Source organism: Streptomyces sp. NPDC085481 (assembly GCF_044541845.1).
Taxonomy (GTDB): domain Bacteria; phylum Actinomycetota; class Actinomycetes; order Streptomycetales; family Streptomycetaceae; genus Streptomyces.
The window spans coordinates 200,882-218,924 of the sequence record NZ_JBITTJ010000008.1 but is presented as its reverse complement, the minus strand read 5'-3'; the positions used below and the strand labels follow the sequence as shown (position 1 = coordinate 218,924).

At 72.7% G+C, this 18,043-nt stretch carries 15 protein-coding genes and 1 pseudogene; 9 read left to right on the top strand and 7 right to left on the bottom strand.

Annotation, left to right across the window (positions count from 1 at the left end; all coding sequences use genetic code 11):
- Positions 1-103 precede the first annotated feature (103 nt).
- On the top strand, positions 104-2,113 hold the full coding sequence (locus tag ACIGEZ_RS19300) for an ATP-binding cassette domain-containing protein (RefSeq protein ID WP_399832547.1): 2,010 nt from the start codon (positions 104-106) through the stop codon (positions 2,111-2,113).
- On the opposite strand, the pseudogene ACIGEZ_RS19295 reads toward ACIGEZ_RS19300, so the two are convergent.
- Positions 2,068-2,499 (bottom strand): annotated as a pseudogene (locus ACIGEZ_RS19295) (Lrp/AsnC family transcriptional regulator); the annotation flags it as partial. The gene ACIGEZ_RS19300 and the pseudogene ACIGEZ_RS19295 overlap by 46 nt on opposite strands.
- 74 nt (positions 2,500-2,573) lie before the next feature.
- On the opposite strand from ACIGEZ_RS19295, the gene ACIGEZ_RS19290 reads away from it, so the two are divergent.
- Together ACIGEZ_RS19290 and ACIGEZ_RS19285 are read left to right on the top strand one after the other, a co-directional pair.
- Positions 2,574-3,044, top strand: coding sequence for a hypothetical protein (locus ACIGEZ_RS19290; RefSeq protein WP_399832545.1), 471 nt, complete (start codon positions 2,574-2,576; stop codon positions 3,042-3,044).
- A 364-nt stretch (positions 3,045-3,408) separates the two neighbouring features.
- Positions 3,409-5,310, top strand: coding sequence for a DUF2264 domain-containing protein (locus ACIGEZ_RS19285; protein ID WP_399832543.1), 1,902 nt, complete (start codon positions 3,409-3,411; stop codon positions 5,308-5,310).
- Positions 5,311-5,354: 44 nt separating this feature from the next.
- On the opposite strand, the gene ACIGEZ_RS19280 is transcribed toward ACIGEZ_RS19285, so the two are convergent.
- The 3 genes from ACIGEZ_RS19280 to thpR form a co-directional block, all read right to left on the bottom strand.
- A complete protein-coding gene (locus ACIGEZ_RS19280; protein ID WP_399832541.1) occupies positions 5,355-5,771 on the bottom strand; it encodes a universal stress protein in 417 nt (138 codons plus the stop codon).
- Position 5,772: 1 nt separating this feature from the next.
- Positions 5,773-7,290 carry an APC family permease gene (locus ACIGEZ_RS19275; RefSeq protein WP_399832539.1) on the bottom strand — a complete coding sequence of 506 codons (1,518 nt, stop codon included), beginning with the start codon at positions 7,288-7,290 and terminating at the stop codon, positions 5,773-5,775.
- Positions 7,291-7,642: 352 nt separating this feature from the next.
- Positions 7,643-8,224, bottom strand: coding sequence for an RNA 2',3'-cyclic phosphodiesterase (gene thpR / locus ACIGEZ_RS19270; protein ID WP_399832537.1), 582 nt, complete (start codon positions 8,222-8,224; stop codon positions 7,643-7,645).
- 189 nt (positions 8,225-8,413) lie between these two features.
- Between thpR and ACIGEZ_RS19265 the strand changes: the two genes are divergently transcribed.
- Positions 8,414-9,088 (top strand): beta-glucanase, encoded by a 675-nt coding sequence (locus tag ACIGEZ_RS19265; RefSeq protein WP_399832535.1) that lies wholly within the window; start codon positions 8,414-8,416, stop codon positions 9,086-9,088.
- Between the two features lie 163 nt (positions 9,089-9,251).
- On the top strand, positions 9,252-10,574 hold the full coding sequence (locus ACIGEZ_RS19260) for a nicotinate phosphoribosyltransferase (RefSeq protein ID WP_399832533.1): 1,323 nt from the start codon (positions 9,252-9,254) through the stop codon (positions 10,572-10,574).
- 38 nt (positions 10,575-10,612) lie between these two features.
- On the opposite strand, the gene ACIGEZ_RS19255 is transcribed toward ACIGEZ_RS19260, so the two are convergent.
- On the bottom strand, positions 10,613-11,503 hold the full coding sequence (locus ACIGEZ_RS19255) for a DUF4436 family protein (protein WP_399832531.1): 891 nt from the start codon (positions 11,501-11,503) through the stop codon (positions 10,613-10,615).
- A 177-nt stretch (positions 11,504-11,680) separates the two neighbouring features.
- On the opposite strand from ACIGEZ_RS19255, the gene ACIGEZ_RS19250 reads away from it, so the two are divergent.
- From ACIGEZ_RS19250 to ACIGEZ_RS19240, 3 genes are all read left to right on the top strand, one after another.
- On the top strand, positions 11,681-12,349 hold the full coding sequence (locus tag ACIGEZ_RS19250) for a DUF4389 domain-containing protein (protein WP_399832529.1): 669 nt from the start codon (positions 11,681-11,683) through the stop codon (positions 12,347-12,349).
- A gap of 60 nt (positions 12,350-12,409) precedes the next feature.
- Positions 12,410-13,210, top strand: coding sequence for a crotonase/enoyl-CoA hydratase family protein (locus ACIGEZ_RS19245; RefSeq protein ID WP_399832527.1), 801 nt, complete (start codon positions 12,410-12,412; stop codon positions 13,208-13,210).
- Between the two features lie 126 nt (positions 13,211-13,336).
- On the top strand, positions 13,337-15,763 hold the full coding sequence (locus tag ACIGEZ_RS19240) for a polysaccharide lyase 8 family protein (protein WP_399832525.1): 2,427 nt from the start codon (positions 13,337-13,339) through the stop codon (positions 15,761-15,763).
- A gap of 51 nt (positions 15,764-15,814) precedes the next feature.
- Here the strand turns inward: ACIGEZ_RS19240 and ACIGEZ_RS19235 are convergent, their stop codons facing one another.
- Both ACIGEZ_RS19235 and ACIGEZ_RS19230 read right to left on the bottom strand, forming a co-directional pair.
- Positions 15,815-16,810, bottom strand: coding sequence for an aldo/keto reductase (locus tag ACIGEZ_RS19235; RefSeq protein ID WP_399832523.1), 996 nt, complete (start codon positions 16,808-16,810; stop codon positions 15,815-15,817).
- A 3-nt stretch (positions 16,811-16,813) separates the two neighbouring features.
- Positions 16,814-17,182: a winged helix-turn-helix transcriptional regulator gene (locus tag ACIGEZ_RS19230; protein WP_399832521.1), complete on the bottom strand. Its 369-nt coding sequence runs from the start codon at positions 17,180-17,182 to the stop codon at positions 16,814-16,816.
- 124 nt (positions 17,183-17,306) lie between these two features.
- Here ACIGEZ_RS19230 and ACIGEZ_RS19225 point away from each other — a divergent pair, with 124 nt between their 5' ends.
- Positions 17,307-17,957, top strand: coding sequence for an FMN-dependent NADH-azoreductase (locus ACIGEZ_RS19225; RefSeq protein WP_399832519.1), 651 nt, complete (start codon positions 17,307-17,309; stop codon positions 17,955-17,957).
- The last annotated feature ends 86 nt before the right edge of the window (positions 17,958-18,043 follow it).

Sequence of the window (18,043 nt, the reverse complement as noted above, 5' to 3'; positions counted from 1 at the left end):
ATCCCCTTCCCGCCCGCAGGACCGCGCCCCTCCCCACCCCCACCGGACCTCTCCGGAGCCTCGGCGTCCTCCGCCCGGCCCGTCCGGATACGAGGTGGGCGGCATGAGCGAGCGGACAGACGAGAATGCCGCCACGGGCACCGTTCCCGCACCACGGACCGCGCCGCTCCCCCTTCCGCCCCGTACGATGCCGGCCGGTCCGGTCGACGGGGACATCGCCGGGGAGATGGAGGAGGCGTACTGGTCCGTCCACGACGGTGCCGCCGCCCAGGCGACCGTCCGGCAGGTCCTTGTCCGGTTGCCGCGGATCACCCGGCAGATCGGCGAGCTCGCGTGGCGGGCCGACCCGCGCGCCACCACGGCCGTGGTCGTCTGCCAGCTCGTCTCGGCCGCGGTGAGCGCCTTCGGACTGATCGCCTCCGTTGGGGTGCTGCAGGAGCTGTTCGGGCAGGGTCCGACGCCCGACCGGGTGCGCGCCGCCGTTCCGCAGATCCTGCTGGTGGTGGGGTTCCTCGCCCTGCGCGCCTTCCTGGAGGCGGCGGTCGCGGTGGCACAGGCGCGGGTGACGCCGAAGATCCGGACCGCCCTGGAGACGGAGTTCTTCCGCCTGACGGCGCATGTACGGCTGGAGGCGGTGGAGGACGCCGACTGGCACGACGAGGTCTACCGCGCCAACGACCGGGGCCTCTTCTACGCCCGGCAGATCGTCGGCCAGGTCGTCTCCCTCGCCTCCGCCGTACTCACCCTCGCCGGTACGGCCGGCGTCCTCGGCATCCTGCACCCCGCCCTGTTGCCGCTGCTCCTGCTGTCCGTCCTGCCGGTCGGGGCGGCGGCCGTGCGCAGCGCCCGGGCCCGGTTCCACTCCTTCAAGCGCTGGAACGCCCTCCAGCGCCGCGTCCGGGTCTTCTCCTGGCTGCTGCTCGACCAGGACGCCGCCGCCGAACTCCGGTCCGACACCGCGCAGCAGGCGCTGCTGGAGGAACACGGCCGACTGATCACCCGCATCGCCGAGGAGGACACGCGTCTCGGGGTGCAGGCGGCCTTGTCGAACCTGGCCGGCCGTGGGGTCGGCGGCCTCGGCACCGGGATCACGTACTGCGCGCTCGGCGCCATGCTGATCGCCGGATGGCTGCCGCTCGCCGCCGGCGCGGGCGCGGTCCTCGCCATCCAGGCCGGTCAGACCTCTCTGACCCGCCTCGTGGAGGTCGCGCATCTCGTGTACGAGCACGCGATGTGGGTGGACGACCTGCTGGCCGTCCAGGACCGCTGCCGGGGCCTCCAGCTGCGCACCGCCGAGGTGCGGGCGCCGGAGCGGTTGAAGACCATCACCCTGGAGGACGTCTCGTTCACGTACGACGGGAAGGAGGCACCCGCGCTGAACGACGTGTCCATGACGCTCAGGGCGGGCGAGACGGTCGCGTTCGTCGGTCTCAACGGCAGCGGCAAGAGCACCTGCGCCAAGGTCCTGGCAGGCCTCCACGACGTTCAGCGCGGGAGGATGTGCTGGGACGGCGTCGACGTACGGACCATGGACGCCCAGTCCGTCCAGCAGCGGGTCGCGTGCGTGCTCCAGGAGCCCGTGCACTTCCCGTTCAGCGCCCTGGCCAACATCACCGTGTCCACCGGCAGCCTCACCGAGGCCGACCCCGAGCGGGCCCTGGCCGCCGCACGCGCCGCCGGCGCCGACCAGGTCATCGCGAACCTGCCCGGCCAGTGGGACGCGCTGCTGTCCAAGCGTTTCCGTGGCGGCCAGGAGCTCTCCGGCGGCCAGTGGGCCAAGGTCGCCGTCGCCCGTGGCCTCTACAAGCACGCCCAGTTGCTCCTGCTCGACGAGCCGACCGCCAGCATGGACCCGCCCTCCGAGCACGCCGTCTACGAGGCGGTGCTCCGCGGCCGGCTGCGCGAGGACCAGATCACCGTCCTCATCTCCCACCGGCTCGCCAGCGTCGTCGACTGCGACCGCATCTACGTCTTCGACACCGGCCGCGTCGTCGAGTCGGGCTCCCACGACGAACTCATGGCCCACGGCGGGCTCTACACCCGCATGTTCACCCTCCAGGCCGACGGCTACCGAGCCGGCCAGGTGGCCGACCCCGAGGGAGCGGCCAGATGATCGGCGACACGTGCTCCGGCCTGCTCCGGCAGTGGTCGCTCGTCGATGACGTTCTTCATGACGAGGGTCGGGGTCAGGCGCTGGACGCCGGGGAGCTTGGCCAACTGCTCGTCGTAGAGCTGCTGGTAGGCGGGCAGGTCGGTGGTGGCCACGCGTAGCGGGTAGTCCGGTTCGCCGAAGAGGCGCTGGGCCTGGATGACGTGCGGGATCGCGGTCACCGCCTCCTCGACGGCGGTGACCGTGTCGCGGTCCTCCCAGCGCAGGGTGGCGAAGACCAGGGCCTCGAAGTCCAGACCGACGGCGGCGGGGGCGACCACGGCGCGGTAGCCGCGGATGGCGCCCTCGCGTTCCAGGTCGCGCAGTCGGCGGTGACAGGGCGAGACGCTCGCCGGGGCCGGCTACCTGAGCCGCCGACCCCGGCGCGGCCTTCGCCACCGCCCTGCGCCGCGCGCAACGCCTCGTGGACGACCCCGGCGGGGCCGTCTGGTACGGCGCCCGCCGGATCTTCGCCTTCGCCCTGATGATCCGCGAGGGGATCCCGGCCGACGAGGCCGAGCCGTACCTGCGCCAACGGGCCTGGCTCGCGGACGCGGCACGCCTCCTGGACCGCACGCCCGAGGCACTCGCGACCGAGCTGGTCCCGACCATGCTCCGCAGCGGAGCCGTCGTCCTGCGCGACGGCCGCCTGCACGCCGCGGCCGACCACGCTCCCGTGGCGGCCGAGTCCTTGCGCGTCCCCTTCCCGCGCGTGGCCGGCCCCGGAGCCTCGCTGACGGAGGACCGGACGGCTGCCGGTCATCTGGTCCGGCCGCGCACGAAGTACGCGATCAGCCCCGGCCGCGGGACGGCGCCGCGTGGGGCGCGCCTTCCCGACGAAGACGGGCTTGCCCGCCCCCAGGGCCTCGCAGGCCAGGCCGGGGTGGCTTGGTGACGCGGTAACGGACAGAAACACGCCCGATCCCCTTGCGAGGGGACAGCAAGCGCTTACATGCTGGCCCGCAGCTCCCCCGCCCCTCCCGGACGTAGGCCCCGCCTTCTGCACCTCCTCGACCCAAGGATGAAGACACCGATGCGGACTCCCTCATGGACAACGCCGTCGTCGCCCTGGGCGCGGACATCACGGCGGGACCGGCGAACTCCTCTTCCGCGTCCGTCATGTGGTGCGCGCCGAGGAGACGGTCACGGTCACACCGGGCGCCCACACCGTGCTCACCGGCCGGGCCGACGGGGCACGGGGCCACAGCCACACCACCGCACTCGTCCAGTGACCGCCCGGTCATCGAAAGGGAACCCCCGTGCCCGCACCCCATCTGCACCTGCCGCCGCCCGACCGCGTCCTCTCCCCCCGTACCGGCTGGACGCGTGCCCACTGGGAGGCGCTCGCCGACCGGCAGCTGGAGGCGCTCGTCCCCTACGCCACCCCGGGGTTCGCGCAGTACCGCCTGCCCGGACGCACCAGCTGGTCGGGGGTCGTCTCGGACGGCCTCGAAGGGTACGCACGCTCATTCCTGCTGGCCTCCTTCCGGATCGCGGGCGCGGACGGCAAGGCCGACCCCCACCTCATCGCAAGGTATACGCAGGGTCTGACAACGGGCACGCAGCGTGACAGCCCCGAGGCGTGGCCGGCGCTCACCGACTGCTCGCAGCAGATGGTGGAGGCGGCCTCCATAGCCATCGGACTGCACGAGACGCGCCCATGGATCTGGGACACCCTCGACTCCGCGGTCCAGGAACGGGTGGTGGAGTGGCTCTCGGGCTTCGTCGGAGCCCGCACCTGGGACAACAACTGGCGTCTGTTCCAGGTGGTGTCGGAACAGTTCCTGGCCTCCGTCGGCGCACCGCACAGCCGGGACGACATCGAGCGCGGACTGGAACGCATCGAGGACTGGTACGTCGGCGACGGCTGGTACAGCGACGGCGACGGCCGGAACTTCGACTACTACGCCGGCTGGGCCATGCACCTGTATCCGCTGCTGTGGGCCCGCATGGCCGGTCCCGACGGCGACGGCGGCCGGGGCGCGGCCTACCGGGAGCGCCTGGCCCGGTTCCTGTCCACGTACCCGCAGTTCTTCGGCGCCGACGGGGCACCCGTACACCAAGGGCGCTCCCTGACGTACCGGTTCGCCGCCGTGGCGCCGGTGTGGCTGGGCGCGCTCGCCGACAGCACTCCGCTCCCCCCGGGGCTCACCCGGCGCCTGGCGTCGGGGACGGCGCGGCACTTCGTGGAACGCGGTGTGCCGGACGAACGCGGGTTGCTGCCACTGGGGTGGTACGGCACCCATCTGCCGACCACCCAGGCGTACTCGGGACCGGCGTCCCCGTACTGGGCGAGCAAGGCCTTCCTGGGCCTCCTGCTGCCCGGGGACCATCCCGTGTGGACGGAGCGCGAGGAGCCGCTGCCCGTGGAGGAAGGCCCGCAGTACACGGCGCTGCCCGCGCCGGGCTGGCTGCTGCACGGCACGCCGCACGACGGCATCGTGCGGCTCGTCAACCACGGCAGCGACCACAACCCGTACGACGGCCCCGCCGAGGACGACCCGCACTACGCGAAGTTCGCGTACGCGACGGCCACGGCACCGGAGTCGGCCGCGCATGCCTGGGCGCGCACCGTGGACAACCACGTGGCGCTGCTGGCCGCCGACGGCACACCGTCCCGGCGCAGCCGCATCCATCCCGTGTCCTGTGAGGGGCGCCGGGCGTCATCCCGTCACACGGCACGCCTCCCCGGGCACGAGGGGGACTTTCCCGTCGAGTCGACAAGCCTGTTGCACGGCCCGTGGGAGATCCGGGTGCACCGCGTCCGGGCCCCCGAGGGCGTCCGGGTGCGCGAGGGCGGGTACGCGGTCGCGGACGTGACCCCACCGCACGTCCTGCAGGGTCCCGGCTGGGCGCTCGCGAGGACGGAGGAGGGGCTGGCGAGTGCGGTGGTGGCTCTGTACGGCTGGGACGAGGAGTGCGGAATCGCCCGCGAGGTCGAGGCCAACGCCTTCGGTCCGCACTCGGCGACGCCGTACCTCCTGGCCTCCGGTCCGCTCGCCGGGGGTCAGCCCGGCGGCACACGCGTCCACGTGACGCTGGTGGCGCTGACCCGCGACGCGGTGCACCCGGAGGCGCTGCGCGCGGCCGTCGGCTGCGCGGTGGGGGACGACGGGCTGATCCGGATCACGTTCCCGGACGGCGAGACCCTGACGGCCTGAGGGCCACGCGTCCGACAGCACGCCCCTGTGCCGGAGGGCAGGTCTCATTCCTCGGGAGGGACGCAGAGAACGGGGACGGTGGACATGTGCAGGAGCTTGTGGGGGGTCGAGCCCAGGAGTGCGCCGCGGATCGGGCTCTCGCCCCAGCTGCCGACCACGATGACGCGTGCGGCGTGACGGCTCGCCGCGTCGACCAGGGCCTGGGCGGGGTTCTCGTCGAGCACCTCGACGACGGTCGGCACGCCCGCGCGGTCGGCCTCCGTGACCGCGTGCTCCAGACCGGTGCGGCCGGCCTGGCGGATGGCCTCGTAGTGGGACGCGTACTCCTCGCCCAAGGGGCCGGGGGCCGCGGCCCCGTAGACCAGCACGAGCCGCTCGTCGAACGCGGCGGCCACCTCGACCGCGATGCGCAACGCACGGGCGGCGCCGGGGGATTCGTCGTAGCCGAGAACGACCGACATCTCAGGGCTCCTTCCGGCGATCGAGGTCGGGCCCGTGGCCGTGGACCAGGACGGGGTCGGCCACACCGGGGCGCTCCTGCCAGAACGCGGGTGCCCGCAGCCGCCATACGAGCATGATGACCACCCCGGCCAGGGCGATGCCGATGCCGATGACGAGCGGGGGGCCGAGGCCGAACCAGGAGGTGCCGCTGTAGGAGTTCTCCGGATCGGACATGTCGGAGACCGACCTCACCAGGAGCCACGTCAGCAGTCCGGCACCGACCAGGGGGCCGAGGCCGATCAGCAGGAAGTTGTGGACGCTCTCGAAGAGATGGCGGCGGTAGTAGACCGCGCAGGCGATCCCGGTGAGCGCGTAGTAGAAGGCGATCAGCAGCGAGAGCGCGGTGAGCGAGTCGAAGAGGGCGTTGGAGCTGATCTGGCTCACCACGAGGTACCAGGCGATGGCGATGGCGGCGACCCACCACGTACTGACGTCAGGGGTACGGAAGCGTGGGCTGATGTGGCCGTAGTGCGCGGGCAGCGCCCGGCGCCGGGCCATGGACAGCGCGGTGCGCGAGGCCGGGATGATGGTGGTCTGGGTGGAGGCGATGGCGGAGGTCGAGACGGCGAGCAGCAGGATCCAGTCCCAGCCGCCGAGGACGTCCGTGGCGAGCTGGGCGAAGACGAACTCCTCTTCGTCGGCGTTCTCGGCCAGGAACGTCGGACCGGCGTACGCCACGACCGCGAATCCCACGGACACGTAGGTCACCAGGAGGACGACGGTCGACCAGAGCCCCGCCTTGCCGGGGGCGGTCGCCGAGTGCTCGACCTCTTCGGTGAGGTTGACCGCCGATTCCCAGCCCCAGTAGATGAAGACGCCCAGGAGCAGCCCGCTGGTCAGTGCCGCGCCGCCGGCGCCGAAGGGGTTCAGCCAGCTGAAGGCGGGTTCGACCGAATCGTATTTGCTCGTGCCGGCGTAGACGCTGTAGAGCGCCACCCCCACGAAGATCAGCAGGCAGGCGACCTGCGCCAGGATGAGGACGTTCTGCACCTTGGCCGACAGTTCGGTGCCGATGACGCACACGGCCGTCATCACCAGGATGAGCACCACGGTGAGCAGCTGGCGTACGAAGGCGTTGTCCACCCAGCTGTCGAGGCCGAAGGAGAGCAGGGCGAAGCTCACGGCCACATCGGCGAGCGAGCCGACGACGAGGACTCCGGTCATCGCGATGGCCCAGCCGCCGAGCCAGCCGGCCCAGGGGCCCATGGCGCGCGTGACCCAGGAGAAGGTCGTGCCGCAGTCCTGATCGACCTTGTTCAGGTAGTAGAACGCCGACGCGATCAGCAGCATCGGCACGAAGGACGCGACCATCACGCCGGGCGCGTACAGCCCGACCAGGGCAACGACCGGGCCGATGACGGCCGCGAGTGAGTAGGCGGGGGAGGTGGAGTTGAGCCCGATCACGAGGGCGTCGACGAAGCCGATCGCGTTGGGCTTCAGACTCACAGGTCGCCCGGCGGGCGAGGCATCCTCGGCCATGCTCCCTCGCTCCCGTGGGGCCCGGTCCGAACCCGGACAGAACAGCGAGACCTACGCCTTCATCGTAGAGAGGCGCGACTTCGCGTGCATGTGCAGGCGGTCACGAGAACCACCCCGTCACCACTACGGCCCGCACGGCATGCAGCCGGACACGACAGTCCGTACCGTCGCAGCAACACCCCCGATGGGTGCGTCCCAGGTGGCCCCGCGTACTTCGCACGGCGCGGGGCCCGCCCGGCGCCGCTGCCGGGCCCCGTCGCCGGCCGAACCGGCTGCGGCGGGTCGCCGGCAGGGCGCGCCGTCGACTCACCCGTGCTGCGGCCCGGACCCGGTCCCCTCGCAGGTGGCGTCCTCAGCGGGCGTCGAAGCTCCAGGATTCGATGTCGCGGTAGCGGATCGGCCCCGGCCCGCGCCCTATGTTGCTGCCGACCATGTGCAGGCGTCCGGCTCGCCATCGACGGCCGGTGAACCCGGCGAGGCCGGCGGCGGCCGCCACGACACGGTCCCCCTCGCCGCGGCGGGCGCGGGCCAGCGTCAGGTGGGGGCGCAGGGGCCGGTCCTCGAACGGGATGCCGCAGTTCCTGACCACGGCCCGCACCTCGGTGGCGAGGAGGTGCAGTCCTTCCAGGTCCCCGTCGATGCCGCTCCACAGCACCCGTTCGTCGAAGTGCCCGCCGCCCCGCAAGGCCAGTTCGAGCGGCCGGCGCGTCGCCGCGAGGTCCGCGAGGGGTGGCTGGAGGATCGGCACGGTCGCAGCGGGAAGCTCTCCGAGGAACGCCAGGGTGATGTGCCAGTCCTCGATCCGGTTCCAGCGCATGCCCGGGTACGTGTCGTAGGCGGGGCGCAGCGCCCGCGCGAGTTCGTCCTTCGCGTCGTCGGGTGGGGCGAGGGCGATGAACACGCGGATGGTCGGGTTGTGGGACTGATCGTTCACGAGGGACTTCGTACCGTGCCGGGCCCCGTTCCGTCATATTCCGGAGCGCGACTCCGTACCGACGACGCCCGGACGCGCACATCCCGTGACGACTTGTAGACAAGGAGTGAGGAATTCCGCGTGGGAGTGGGCCCGGTGGGCAGTAAGCCGGTGATGTGACACATCACGCACCCACCCGAGGAGCTGCGCATGCCGCCCTTCACTCCGGCCGACGAGCCGGTCTTCACCGCCGATTTCGGCTCACCGGAGCAGTGGGCGGCCGGCCGCTCATGGGCGTATCCCGACGGCGGACCGGTCAATCCGGGAGACAACAAGCTCGACCACCTCGTGGAGGACCCCGCCTACAGCCGCTCGGGAGTCTTCCGCGCGACCCGCCGCCCCGACGGACTGTGGGACACCGGGCTGCTGACGACGGAGGGCAGTCCCGAGGGTTTCGAAGTGCGGTCAGGGGACGTGCTCGAGGCGCGCGTCAGGCTGCCCGAGGAGACCGGGGCCTGGCCCGCGATCTGGACCTGGCGCGACGGCGGGCAGGAAGTCGACGTCTTCGAATACCACCCCGACAACCCGGACCTGCTGGAGCTGTCCAACCATGTGCGCGGCACCCACCTCTACCACCGCTCCCCCGCCGTGCGGCCCGGCGGCTGGATACGGCTGCGGACCGAGTTCGGGGCCCGCTCCGTGGTGTGGTCGGTCGACGACGTCGAGGTGTTCGCCGACGGGAGGGGGGTCGGGCGGTCCTGGCACGCCTGCCTGATCGTCAACCTCTCGGTCTGTGCCGGGCGCTATCACCCGGCGCCCGACCCGCAGACGAGTGAGATGTCGTTCGAGGTGCGTGACCTGCGGGTGTTCCGACCGGCCCGCTGACGTCGGCGGATCGCGCGTGAGGCGGCCCGGCCGCGCCCCGTGCCGGCCGCCGTCCCCGTGCGGGCCGCCGCCCCGTGCCGGCCGCCGTCCCCGTGCCGGCCGCCGTCCCCGTGCCGGCCGCCGTCCCCGTGCGGGCCGCCGGCCGGCCGCGCATGCTCGAAGCATGTCCCAGGTGACGACCACCGACCTGTACGAGGTCACGATGGCGCTCTCGTACCTGCGGGAGGACATGCGCGCCCCGGCCACCTTCAGCCTCTTCGTGCGTGACCTCCCCCCGGGTCGCGGATTCCTCGTCGCCGCCGGGCTCGAACCGGCCCTCGACCACCTCTCCCGCTTCCTGGTGGGCCGCTCCGACGTCCGGGAGTTCGCCGAGGCGCTGCGGCGGCCGGTCGAGGACCTCGAACCGCTGCACGGCCTCTCCTTCGACGGGCAGGTCCGCGCCGTGCCCGAGGGGCGGCTCGTCTTCGCAGGTGAGCCGCTCCTGGAGGTCACCGCTCCGCTGCCGCAGGCCCAGCTCGTGGAGACGTACCTGCTGTCCCTCCTCTGTCATCAGACGGCGGTCGCCTCCAAGGCGGCGCGGTGTGTGCTGGCCGCCGCCGGGCGGCCGCTCGTGGACTTCTCGCTGCGCCGGGCCCACGGCCCCGAGGCAGGCATGCAGGCGGCGCGCCTGTGCGCCCTGGTCGGCTTCGCGGCGACCAGCAACGTCGCCGCCGCAACCCGGTACGGCATCCCGGCGGCCGGCACGATGGGCCACGCGTACGTCGAGGCCTTCGCCTCGGAGGAGCAGGCGTTCCGGGCCTTCGCCCGTACCCATCCGGGACCGGTGACCTTCCTGGTGGACACGTACGACACCGACCGCGCTGTCGCGAAGGCGGCGCGCGTCTTCGCGGACCTGGGGCTCGGCCCGGGGTGCGGGATCCGCCTGGACAGCGGCGACCTGGGCGCGCTGGCCGGCCGGGCCCGTACCGCCCTCGACGCGGCGGGGCTGAGGGACGTGCAGATCATCGCGAGCGGCGGGCTGGACGAGTACGGCGTCGCCGCGCTCATACGACAAGGGGCGCCGATCGACGTGTTCGCCGTGGGGTCGAAGACGGGCACCGCCGCGGACGCGCCGTATCTGGACGCGGCGTACAAGCTGGTCGAGTACGACGGGCGGCCCGTCATGAAGCTCTCGCCGGCGAAGGTGACGGCGCCGGGCCCGAAACAGGTCTTCCGCGGCCCCGGCCTGCGGGACGTCATCGGCCTGGCGAACGAGGAGCCGCCCGCGGGCGCGGAGCCGCTGCTGCGGACCGTGATGCGCGGCGGACTGCGCACGGAGCCGCCCGACACCCTGGCCGCCGCCCGCGCCCGCTTCGAGGCGGATCTCGCCGCGCTTCCGGTGGAGGCCCGGCGCATCGACGATCCGGTGGCACCGCTGCCCACGGCATCCATGCGCCTGACGGTCCTGACGACCGTCGTCCGGCACCGGATCGAGCGACCTCACTGAGCGCCCTCACCGGAGGCGTGTCCGGCGGATCGGCCGGGTCACCGGGCGGGCTCGGTCGCGTCCGGCAGGAGGGCGGTGCGGACGCCGCTGATGACCACGGTGATCAGGCAGAGGGCGATGATCGTCTCGGCCCAGAGGAAGGCGAACCAGTCCAGCACGCAGCCGATCGGGGGTGTGCCGGGGGCTGTGTTGCGGAACGCCGCGAGGGCGAACAGAGTGGCGGCCATCCAGGCCAGGGCGGGCCAGACGACGCCCTTGCTGCGGGTCGTCAGGTACCAGGCCCCGAGGAGCACGGACGCCGCCAGCGCCCACATGACGACCATCATGAACACCGCGAAGACGAGCAGGCTGCCCGACCGGGACAGCCGCACCGCCACGACGGCCTCCTGGCGGGAGGGCGCGGGTTCCGCGGAGACCGAGAAGAGCGTGTCGTCGTTGGAGAACAGCAGGCGCACCGGCACCTGTTTGCCACCCAGCCGCGCCCGGAACGCGATGTCGGTCTCGTAGGTGTCGAACGGGTAGTCGCTGATCGACCCGCCCGTGAGCGCGACCTGCACGTCCCTGGTCGCGAGCCGCTCGTGCGCCGTGAACTCCAGGTCGCCGAGGGTGGCCCCGGAGGTCTGGAGGCTGAGATCGGCCACGGGGGCGGCCCCCTCCGCCTCGCCGAGGGTCCCGCGTGGGATGACCCAGACGCGCAGCACCAGCTCGTTGGCCAAGGCGTCGACCCGTTGGACGACGGCCGCCACGTCCACCCGGTCGCCGGCCGAGGATCCGGCGGTGTGCACCGTGTCGACCGCCTGCCGCTCGGTGAACTGCAGCCACGAGCCCACGGATACCGCCACCACGATCAGGACCGCGATGGGCAGCAGGACCCGCAGGATCGACCCCCCGGAGCGGCGTGGGCGAGGTGGGTCCGACGGTGGGGCCATGGTGACTCCGACGAGGTGGGAAGGGGCACGGACTCGTGTGATGCGGCGCGCGTCCATCGTGGTCGGACGGGCAGCGGGCCAGCAGTAGCCAGGGCGGCGGAAACGGGTGATCCTGAGAGGTGGGTGTCGTCGACGGCTGACGTACGCGCAGGATGACCTGGCGAGGAAGTGACGACCATGGACACCCAGCAGTCCCCTCACCCCCCTCACCCCGCGGTGACGGTGACGGCAGAGCTGGACACGCCGCTGTCCCGCTGGCTGTGGCTGGTCAAGTGGATCCTGGTGATTCCGCACTGGATCGTGCTGTTCTTCCTCTGGGTCGCCTTCCTCGTGGTGGCGGTGATCGCGTTCTTCGCCATCCTCTTCACCGAGCGCTTCCCGCGGCCCCTGTTCGACTTCAACCTCGGCGTGCTCCGCTGGTCCTGGCGCGTCTCGTACTACTCGTACGGCGCCCTCGGCACCGACCGCTACCCGCCCTTCAGCCTCGGCCCCGAACCCGACTACCCGGCACGCCTCGACATCGTCTACCCGGAGCGGCTCTCGCGCCCGCTGGTCCTGGTCAAGTGGTGGCTGCTCGCCATCCCCCACTACCTGGTGCTGGCGTTCTTCACCGGCGGCATGCGGGCCGGCTGGTGGAGCGGCGGCCTGGTCACGCTGCTCACGGTCATCGCGGCCTTCGCCCTCGCCTTCACCTCACGGTATCCACGCGACCTGTTCGACCTGATCGTCGGCCTGAACCGGTGGCTCCTGCGCGTCGCCGCCTACGCGACCCTCATGACGGACACGTATCCGCCCTTCCGCCTCGATCAGGGCGGGACCGAACCGCGGCCGGTCGAGGTGCGTTGAAGGCGCGCAGGGCCCCTGTCGGGTCTGGTCGCAGCGCCGCGCCCACGTGAGAATGCCGCCATGACCGATACCCCAGCGCAGCCGGACACCGCCCCCGCCGTGCGCGTCGAGCGTGACGGGCCCGTGACGACCGTGGTGTTGTCGCGGCCCGGTGCCCGTAACGCCGTCGACGGGCCGACGGCGCGGCAACTGGCCGATGCCTTCCGGGCGTTCGAGGCGGACGACGGGGCCTCGGTGGCCGTGCTGTGGGGCGAGGGCGGGACCTTCTGCGCGGGCGCCGACCTCAAGGCCGTCGGCACCGAGCGCGGGAACCGGGTGGCGCCCGACGGCGACGGCCCGATGGGGCCCACCCGGCTGCGGCTGACCAAGCCGGTGATCGCGGCCGTCGCCGGCCATGCCGTGGCCGGCGGGCTCGAACTGGCCCTGTGGTGCGACCTCCGCGTGGTCGAGGAGGACGCGGTCCTGGGGGTCTTCTGCCGCCGGTGGGGGGTGCCGCTGATCGACGGCGGCACGTTCCGGCTGCCGAGGCTCATCGGCGAAAGCCGCGCCATGGACCTGATCCTGACCGGGCGTCCGGTCCCGGCTGCCGAGGCGTACGCGATCGGGCTCGCCAACCGCCTCGTACCGCCGGGCCGGGCGCGGGACGCGGCGGAGGAGCTCGCCCGGGAGATCGCCGCGTTTCCGCAGCTGTGCCTGCGCCACGACCGCCTGTCCGTACGCGAACAGCACGGGCTGACCGAGTCCGAGGCGCTGGCGGCCGAGCTGCGGCACGGCATGGTGCCGCTGTCGGCGGGCGAGACCCTCTCGGGCGCCGCGCGCTTCACGTCAGGGGCGGGACGGCACGGCTCGTTCACCGACTGAGCCGCCCCAGGGGTAGCAATCGCTTTCTATCCCCGGCATGCTGTGCGCCACGCCGCCGGCCGCCGGGCCTCGCGTGACCGCGCGGGCGGCCCCTCCTCGCCGCACTCCCCCGGAGGTTCCTCCCCCATGCACTCCTCCGTCCCCGCCTCCCTGCTGTCCCGCCGCGGCCTGCTGCGCGGAGCCCTGGGCGCCGCCGCGCCGTTCGGGACGGCGGCCGCCGCGACGCCCGCGTACGGCGCCGACGCCTACGACGGCCTGCGGCTGAAGTGGCGGGATCTGCTCCTCGGCACGAACATCACCCCCACCGCCGAGCCCTTCGCCTCGAAGCTCGCGGCGCTCGGGAGCACCGCCCGGGGCCTGCGTGACTCCATGGCCCGGGCGGACGGCTCCCTCTGGCCGGATCTGCCCTACGCCGACCCGGAGCCGGACACGGACGCCGAGTCGTACACGTACTCGGGGAACCTCAACACCAGCTACAACCGCCTGCGCACCCTCACCGAGGCCTACGCGCAGCCCGGCACCGGCCTCACCGGCGACGCCGGCCTGCGCGCCGACATCCTCGCGGGGCTCGACCACCTCCACGACCAGGCGTACCACGCCGGCCAGGCCCGCTACGGCAATTGGTACAGCTGGCAGATCGGCATCCCGCAGGCGCTGCTCGACATCGACGTCCTCCTCTACGACTTCCTCGGCGCGGCCCGCATCACGGCACACTGCGCCGCCGTGGACCACTTCGTCCCGGACAGCACGGTCGCGAGTTACACCGGCACCTCCACCGGTGCCAACCGGGTCGACCTGTGCCGCGTCCTCGGCTTGCGCGGCGTCGTCGGGAAGTCCTCTGCGAAGCTGGCGCTCGCCCGCGACGCGCTCTCGCCGGTCTTCCCGTACGTCACGTCCGGCGACGGCCTCTACGCCGACGGGAGTTTCGTCCAGCACACCTACGTCCCCTACGCCGGTTCCTACGGCGCCGTCATGCTCGGCGGTCTGTCGCTGCTCTTCACCCTGCTCAAGGGCTCGACGTGGGAGGTCACGGACAGCGGCCGGCAGGTCGTGTTCGACTCCGTCGAGAAGGCCTACGCGCCCTTCCTGTTCAACGGCCTGGCCATGGACGCCGTCTCGGGCCGTGCGATCAGCCGGGGCGTGCAGACGGCGGACACCAGGGGGATCCGGCAGGACGACCACCTGCGCGGACACTCGATCATCGCGTGCGTCGCGCTGCTCGCGCAGAGCGCGTCGGCCGCCGAGAAGGCCCGCTGGGAGGGCATGGTCAAGGGCTGGATCGCCCGCGACTACTTCAGCCCGCTGCTCGCCAGTCCGGCGCTCGGCGTCTCTGCCCTGGCCCGGCTGAAGACCATCGACGACGGTTCCGCCGCGGCGAGCCCCGAGCCGTCCGGCCACCGTCTCTTTCCCGGCATGGACCGTGCCGTGCACCGCCGCCCCGGCTGGGCGGCCGGTCTCTCCATGGCGTCGAACCGGATCACGTACTACGAGAACGGCAACGGCGAGAACCTGCGCGCCTGGCACAGCGGCTCCGGAATGCTCTACTGGTGGGGCGGCGCCTTCGCCAACGGGCAGTACACCGACGACTTCTGGCCGACGGTCGACCCGTACCGGCTGCCCGGCACGACCGCCTCCCGCAAGCCGCTCGCCGACGGCGAGGGCGGCACCTGGGGCGCGCCCCGGCCGGACGTGCGCTGGGTGGGCGGGACGACGGACGGCACGTTCGCGGCCGTCGGGCAGTACCTCAAGGGGCTGTCCTCGACGCTCGTCGCCAAGAAGTCCTGGTTCTTCCTGGACGACGCGGTGGTCTGTCTCGGTGCCGGGATCCAGGGCCGCGACGGCACGGGCGTCGAGTCGGTCGTCGAGAACCGCAACCTCGGCGCCGGCGGCGTCCACGCCTTCACCGTCGACGGTACGGCCCAGCCCAGCACGCTCGGCTGGAGCGCCACGCTCACCGGCGCCCGGTGGGCCCACCTCGCCGGTCACGCCGGGTACGTCTTCCCCGGCGGCGCCGGCGGGCTCAGGGCCCTGCGGGAGTCCCGTACGGGCGCCTGGGCCGACATCAACAAGGGCTCCGTGACCGATCCGGTCACCCGCCGCTATCTCACGCTGTGGTTCGACCACGGCACCGACCCGACGGCGGCCGCGTACGCCTACCTCCTGATGCCGGGCGCCGACCAGGCCCGGACGGCCGCGCGCGCCGCCGACCCGGGCTGGCTCGTCCTCGCCAACACCGACCGACAGCAGGGGGTGCACGTCCCCTCGCTGGGGTTCACCGGGGTCAACCTCTGGTTCGCCGGCACGGTGGGGCAGGTCACGGCCACGGCCCCCGCCTCCGTGCTGATCCGCGAGTCCGGCACCACCGCCACGATCTGTGTCTGCGGGCCGCTGCGCGACGGCGCGACGATCGACCTCACGTGGAACCGCCCGGTCTCGGCCGTGACCTCCAAGGACCCGGCGGTGCAGGTCCTGTCCACGGGATCCGCACTGCGGCTCCGGATCACGCCGGGGACACTCGCCGCCACCCACAAGGCGGTGGTGAGCCTCGACTGAAGCCGGAAGGATCCGAGGGGGATGACGCCTGGAACCCGTGGGTCGCGGGCGTCAGGACCAGGGAAGCGCGGCGCGGGTGCGCCAGTAGGTCTCGGCGGGCTCGGCCAGGGCGGCGAGGCGGGTGAGGTCCGTGGCGTCGAGGGCGAGTCCGGCGGCGGTGAGGTTGGAGGCCAGCTGTTCCGGTGTCGCGGCGCCGGAGAGCACCAGGTCGGCCCACGGCCGCGCGGCCACGGCGGCCAGCGCGACGGCGTCGCAGGAGGTGCCTGAGCGGGCGGCGACGGCACGCAGGCCGGCGGTGTCGGGGCCAGTGGCGTTCCGGTCGGCGAGGCGGCCGTTGGCCATGGCCTCCTTGACCACCACCAGCCACCCGGCGGCGTGCGCCTCCGCGAGCGCCGGCCCTGCCGATGGCTCCAGCACGTTCCAGGTCGACTGCACGGCCGTGAACAGCGGCCGCCCGTCCACGGTCACCTCCAGCGCGGCCCGGACGGTGTCCCCCTGTGCCGGGCCACTGGTGGACAGACCCACCCGGACGCCCTCGGTCGCCAGCGCGGCCAGCCTGGCGTGCAGGGCCCGATCGGTGAGCGCGGGGCTGTCAGGGGTGACCGAGTGCACGAGGTACACGTCCGGCTTCGGCCCCAGCAGCGCCCGGGTCTCCTTGATCTGGCGGTCGAAGACCGCCACCGAGTGCTCCTTGACCTCGTGCGCGTCCGCGCCGGAGACCCGCCAGCCGGCGGTGTAGGTGTAGCCCCACTTGCTGCCCACCCGTACCTGCGCGGCCGCGTCCGGCCGGGCCGCCAGCCACTCGCCGAGGAACTCCTCGGCCCGGCCGTACGACCGGGCGGTGTCGAAGTACCGCACCCCCGCGGCGAACGCGGCGTCGAGCAGGGCGTGCGTCCGCGCCCTCATGGCCTCGACGCTGCGGTCGGCCGGCAGATCCAGATCGCGCCCGAGGGTGATGTATCCCGGCCGCCCGACAGCGGCGGTGCCCAGTCCGAACCGCGCGAGCGACGGACCGGCGGCGGATCCGGTGACGCGTCCGGCCGACATGACCTACCCCGCCGTCTCCACGCAGGCGGGGGTCTGCGGCAGGTGGTGTTTCGCCCACTCGCCGAGGCCCCTGAGCGGCGGCTCCAGTGCGGCGCCCGATGGGGTCAGCTGGTAGGAGACGCGCAGCGGGGGTCCTTCGTCGACCTCGCGCAGGACGAGTCCGGCGGCGCCGAGCTCGGCGAGGCGGTCGGAGAGCATGCGTTCGCTGATGCCGGGGATGGCGCGGCGCAGGTCGGCGAAGTGCGCGGGCTGGACCATCAGCACGGCCAGGATCTGGCCGCTCCAGCGCTTGCCCAGCAGCTGGAAGACGCGGGTGATGCCTTCGTCCACTCGCTTGCACGCTGCCACATCGTGGGTCTGCTCCGCCGCCATGGGTCCAGGGTACTACCCTTCTCGTAGGGAGCTGAGAAAAAGTAAGCACCTATGGTAAATGTAGTTGCATACGAAACCGCAGCCCGGCGTCGTCGCTGAGGGCTCACCCTTTCTGGAGACACTCATGGCCACCCTGCTCCACATCGACTCGTCCGTGTTCCCGGGCCAGGCGTCCGCCTCCCGCGCCGTGACGGACGCCTTCCGCAAGGCCTGGGAGGAGCAGCACCCCGGCGGCACGGTGATCTACCGTGACCTGGCCGCGGCTCCGGTCCCGCACATCACCGCCGTGGCCCACACCGCCGGCTTCGCCGCCCCGGACGCCCACACCCCCGAGCAGGCCGCCGCCTTCGCGGAGCGGGTCAAGCTGATCGAGGAGTTCGAGCAGGCGGACGCGGTGCTCATCGGCGCCCCGATGTACAACTACGCGATCCCGTCCACCCTCAAGGCGTGGCTGGACAACGTGATCCTCTTCGGCCGCACGGCGGGCGAGACCCCCTCCGCCAAGGGCACGCCGGTCACCGTCGTGGCGAGCCGCGGCGGCTCCTACGCGCCGGGCACCCCGCGGGAGCCCTACGAGTACGTCCAGACCTACCTGAAGGCCGTCCTCGGCGACGCCCTCGCGCTCGACGTCGAGTTCATCGTCCCCGAGCTCACCATGGCCCCGCACAACCCGGGCATGGCCGAGCTGGTACCCCTCTTCGAGGCTTCCCGCGAGCGCGCCCTCCAGGAGGCCACCACCCGCGCGAAGGCCCTCGCGGAGCGCTTCGCCGCGTAGCCCCGCCCATAGCGGAGCCCGCCGTACGGACGACAGGTCCGCGCCGACACAGGACGGCGCGGACCTGCCCGTACGGTCCGGCCGGG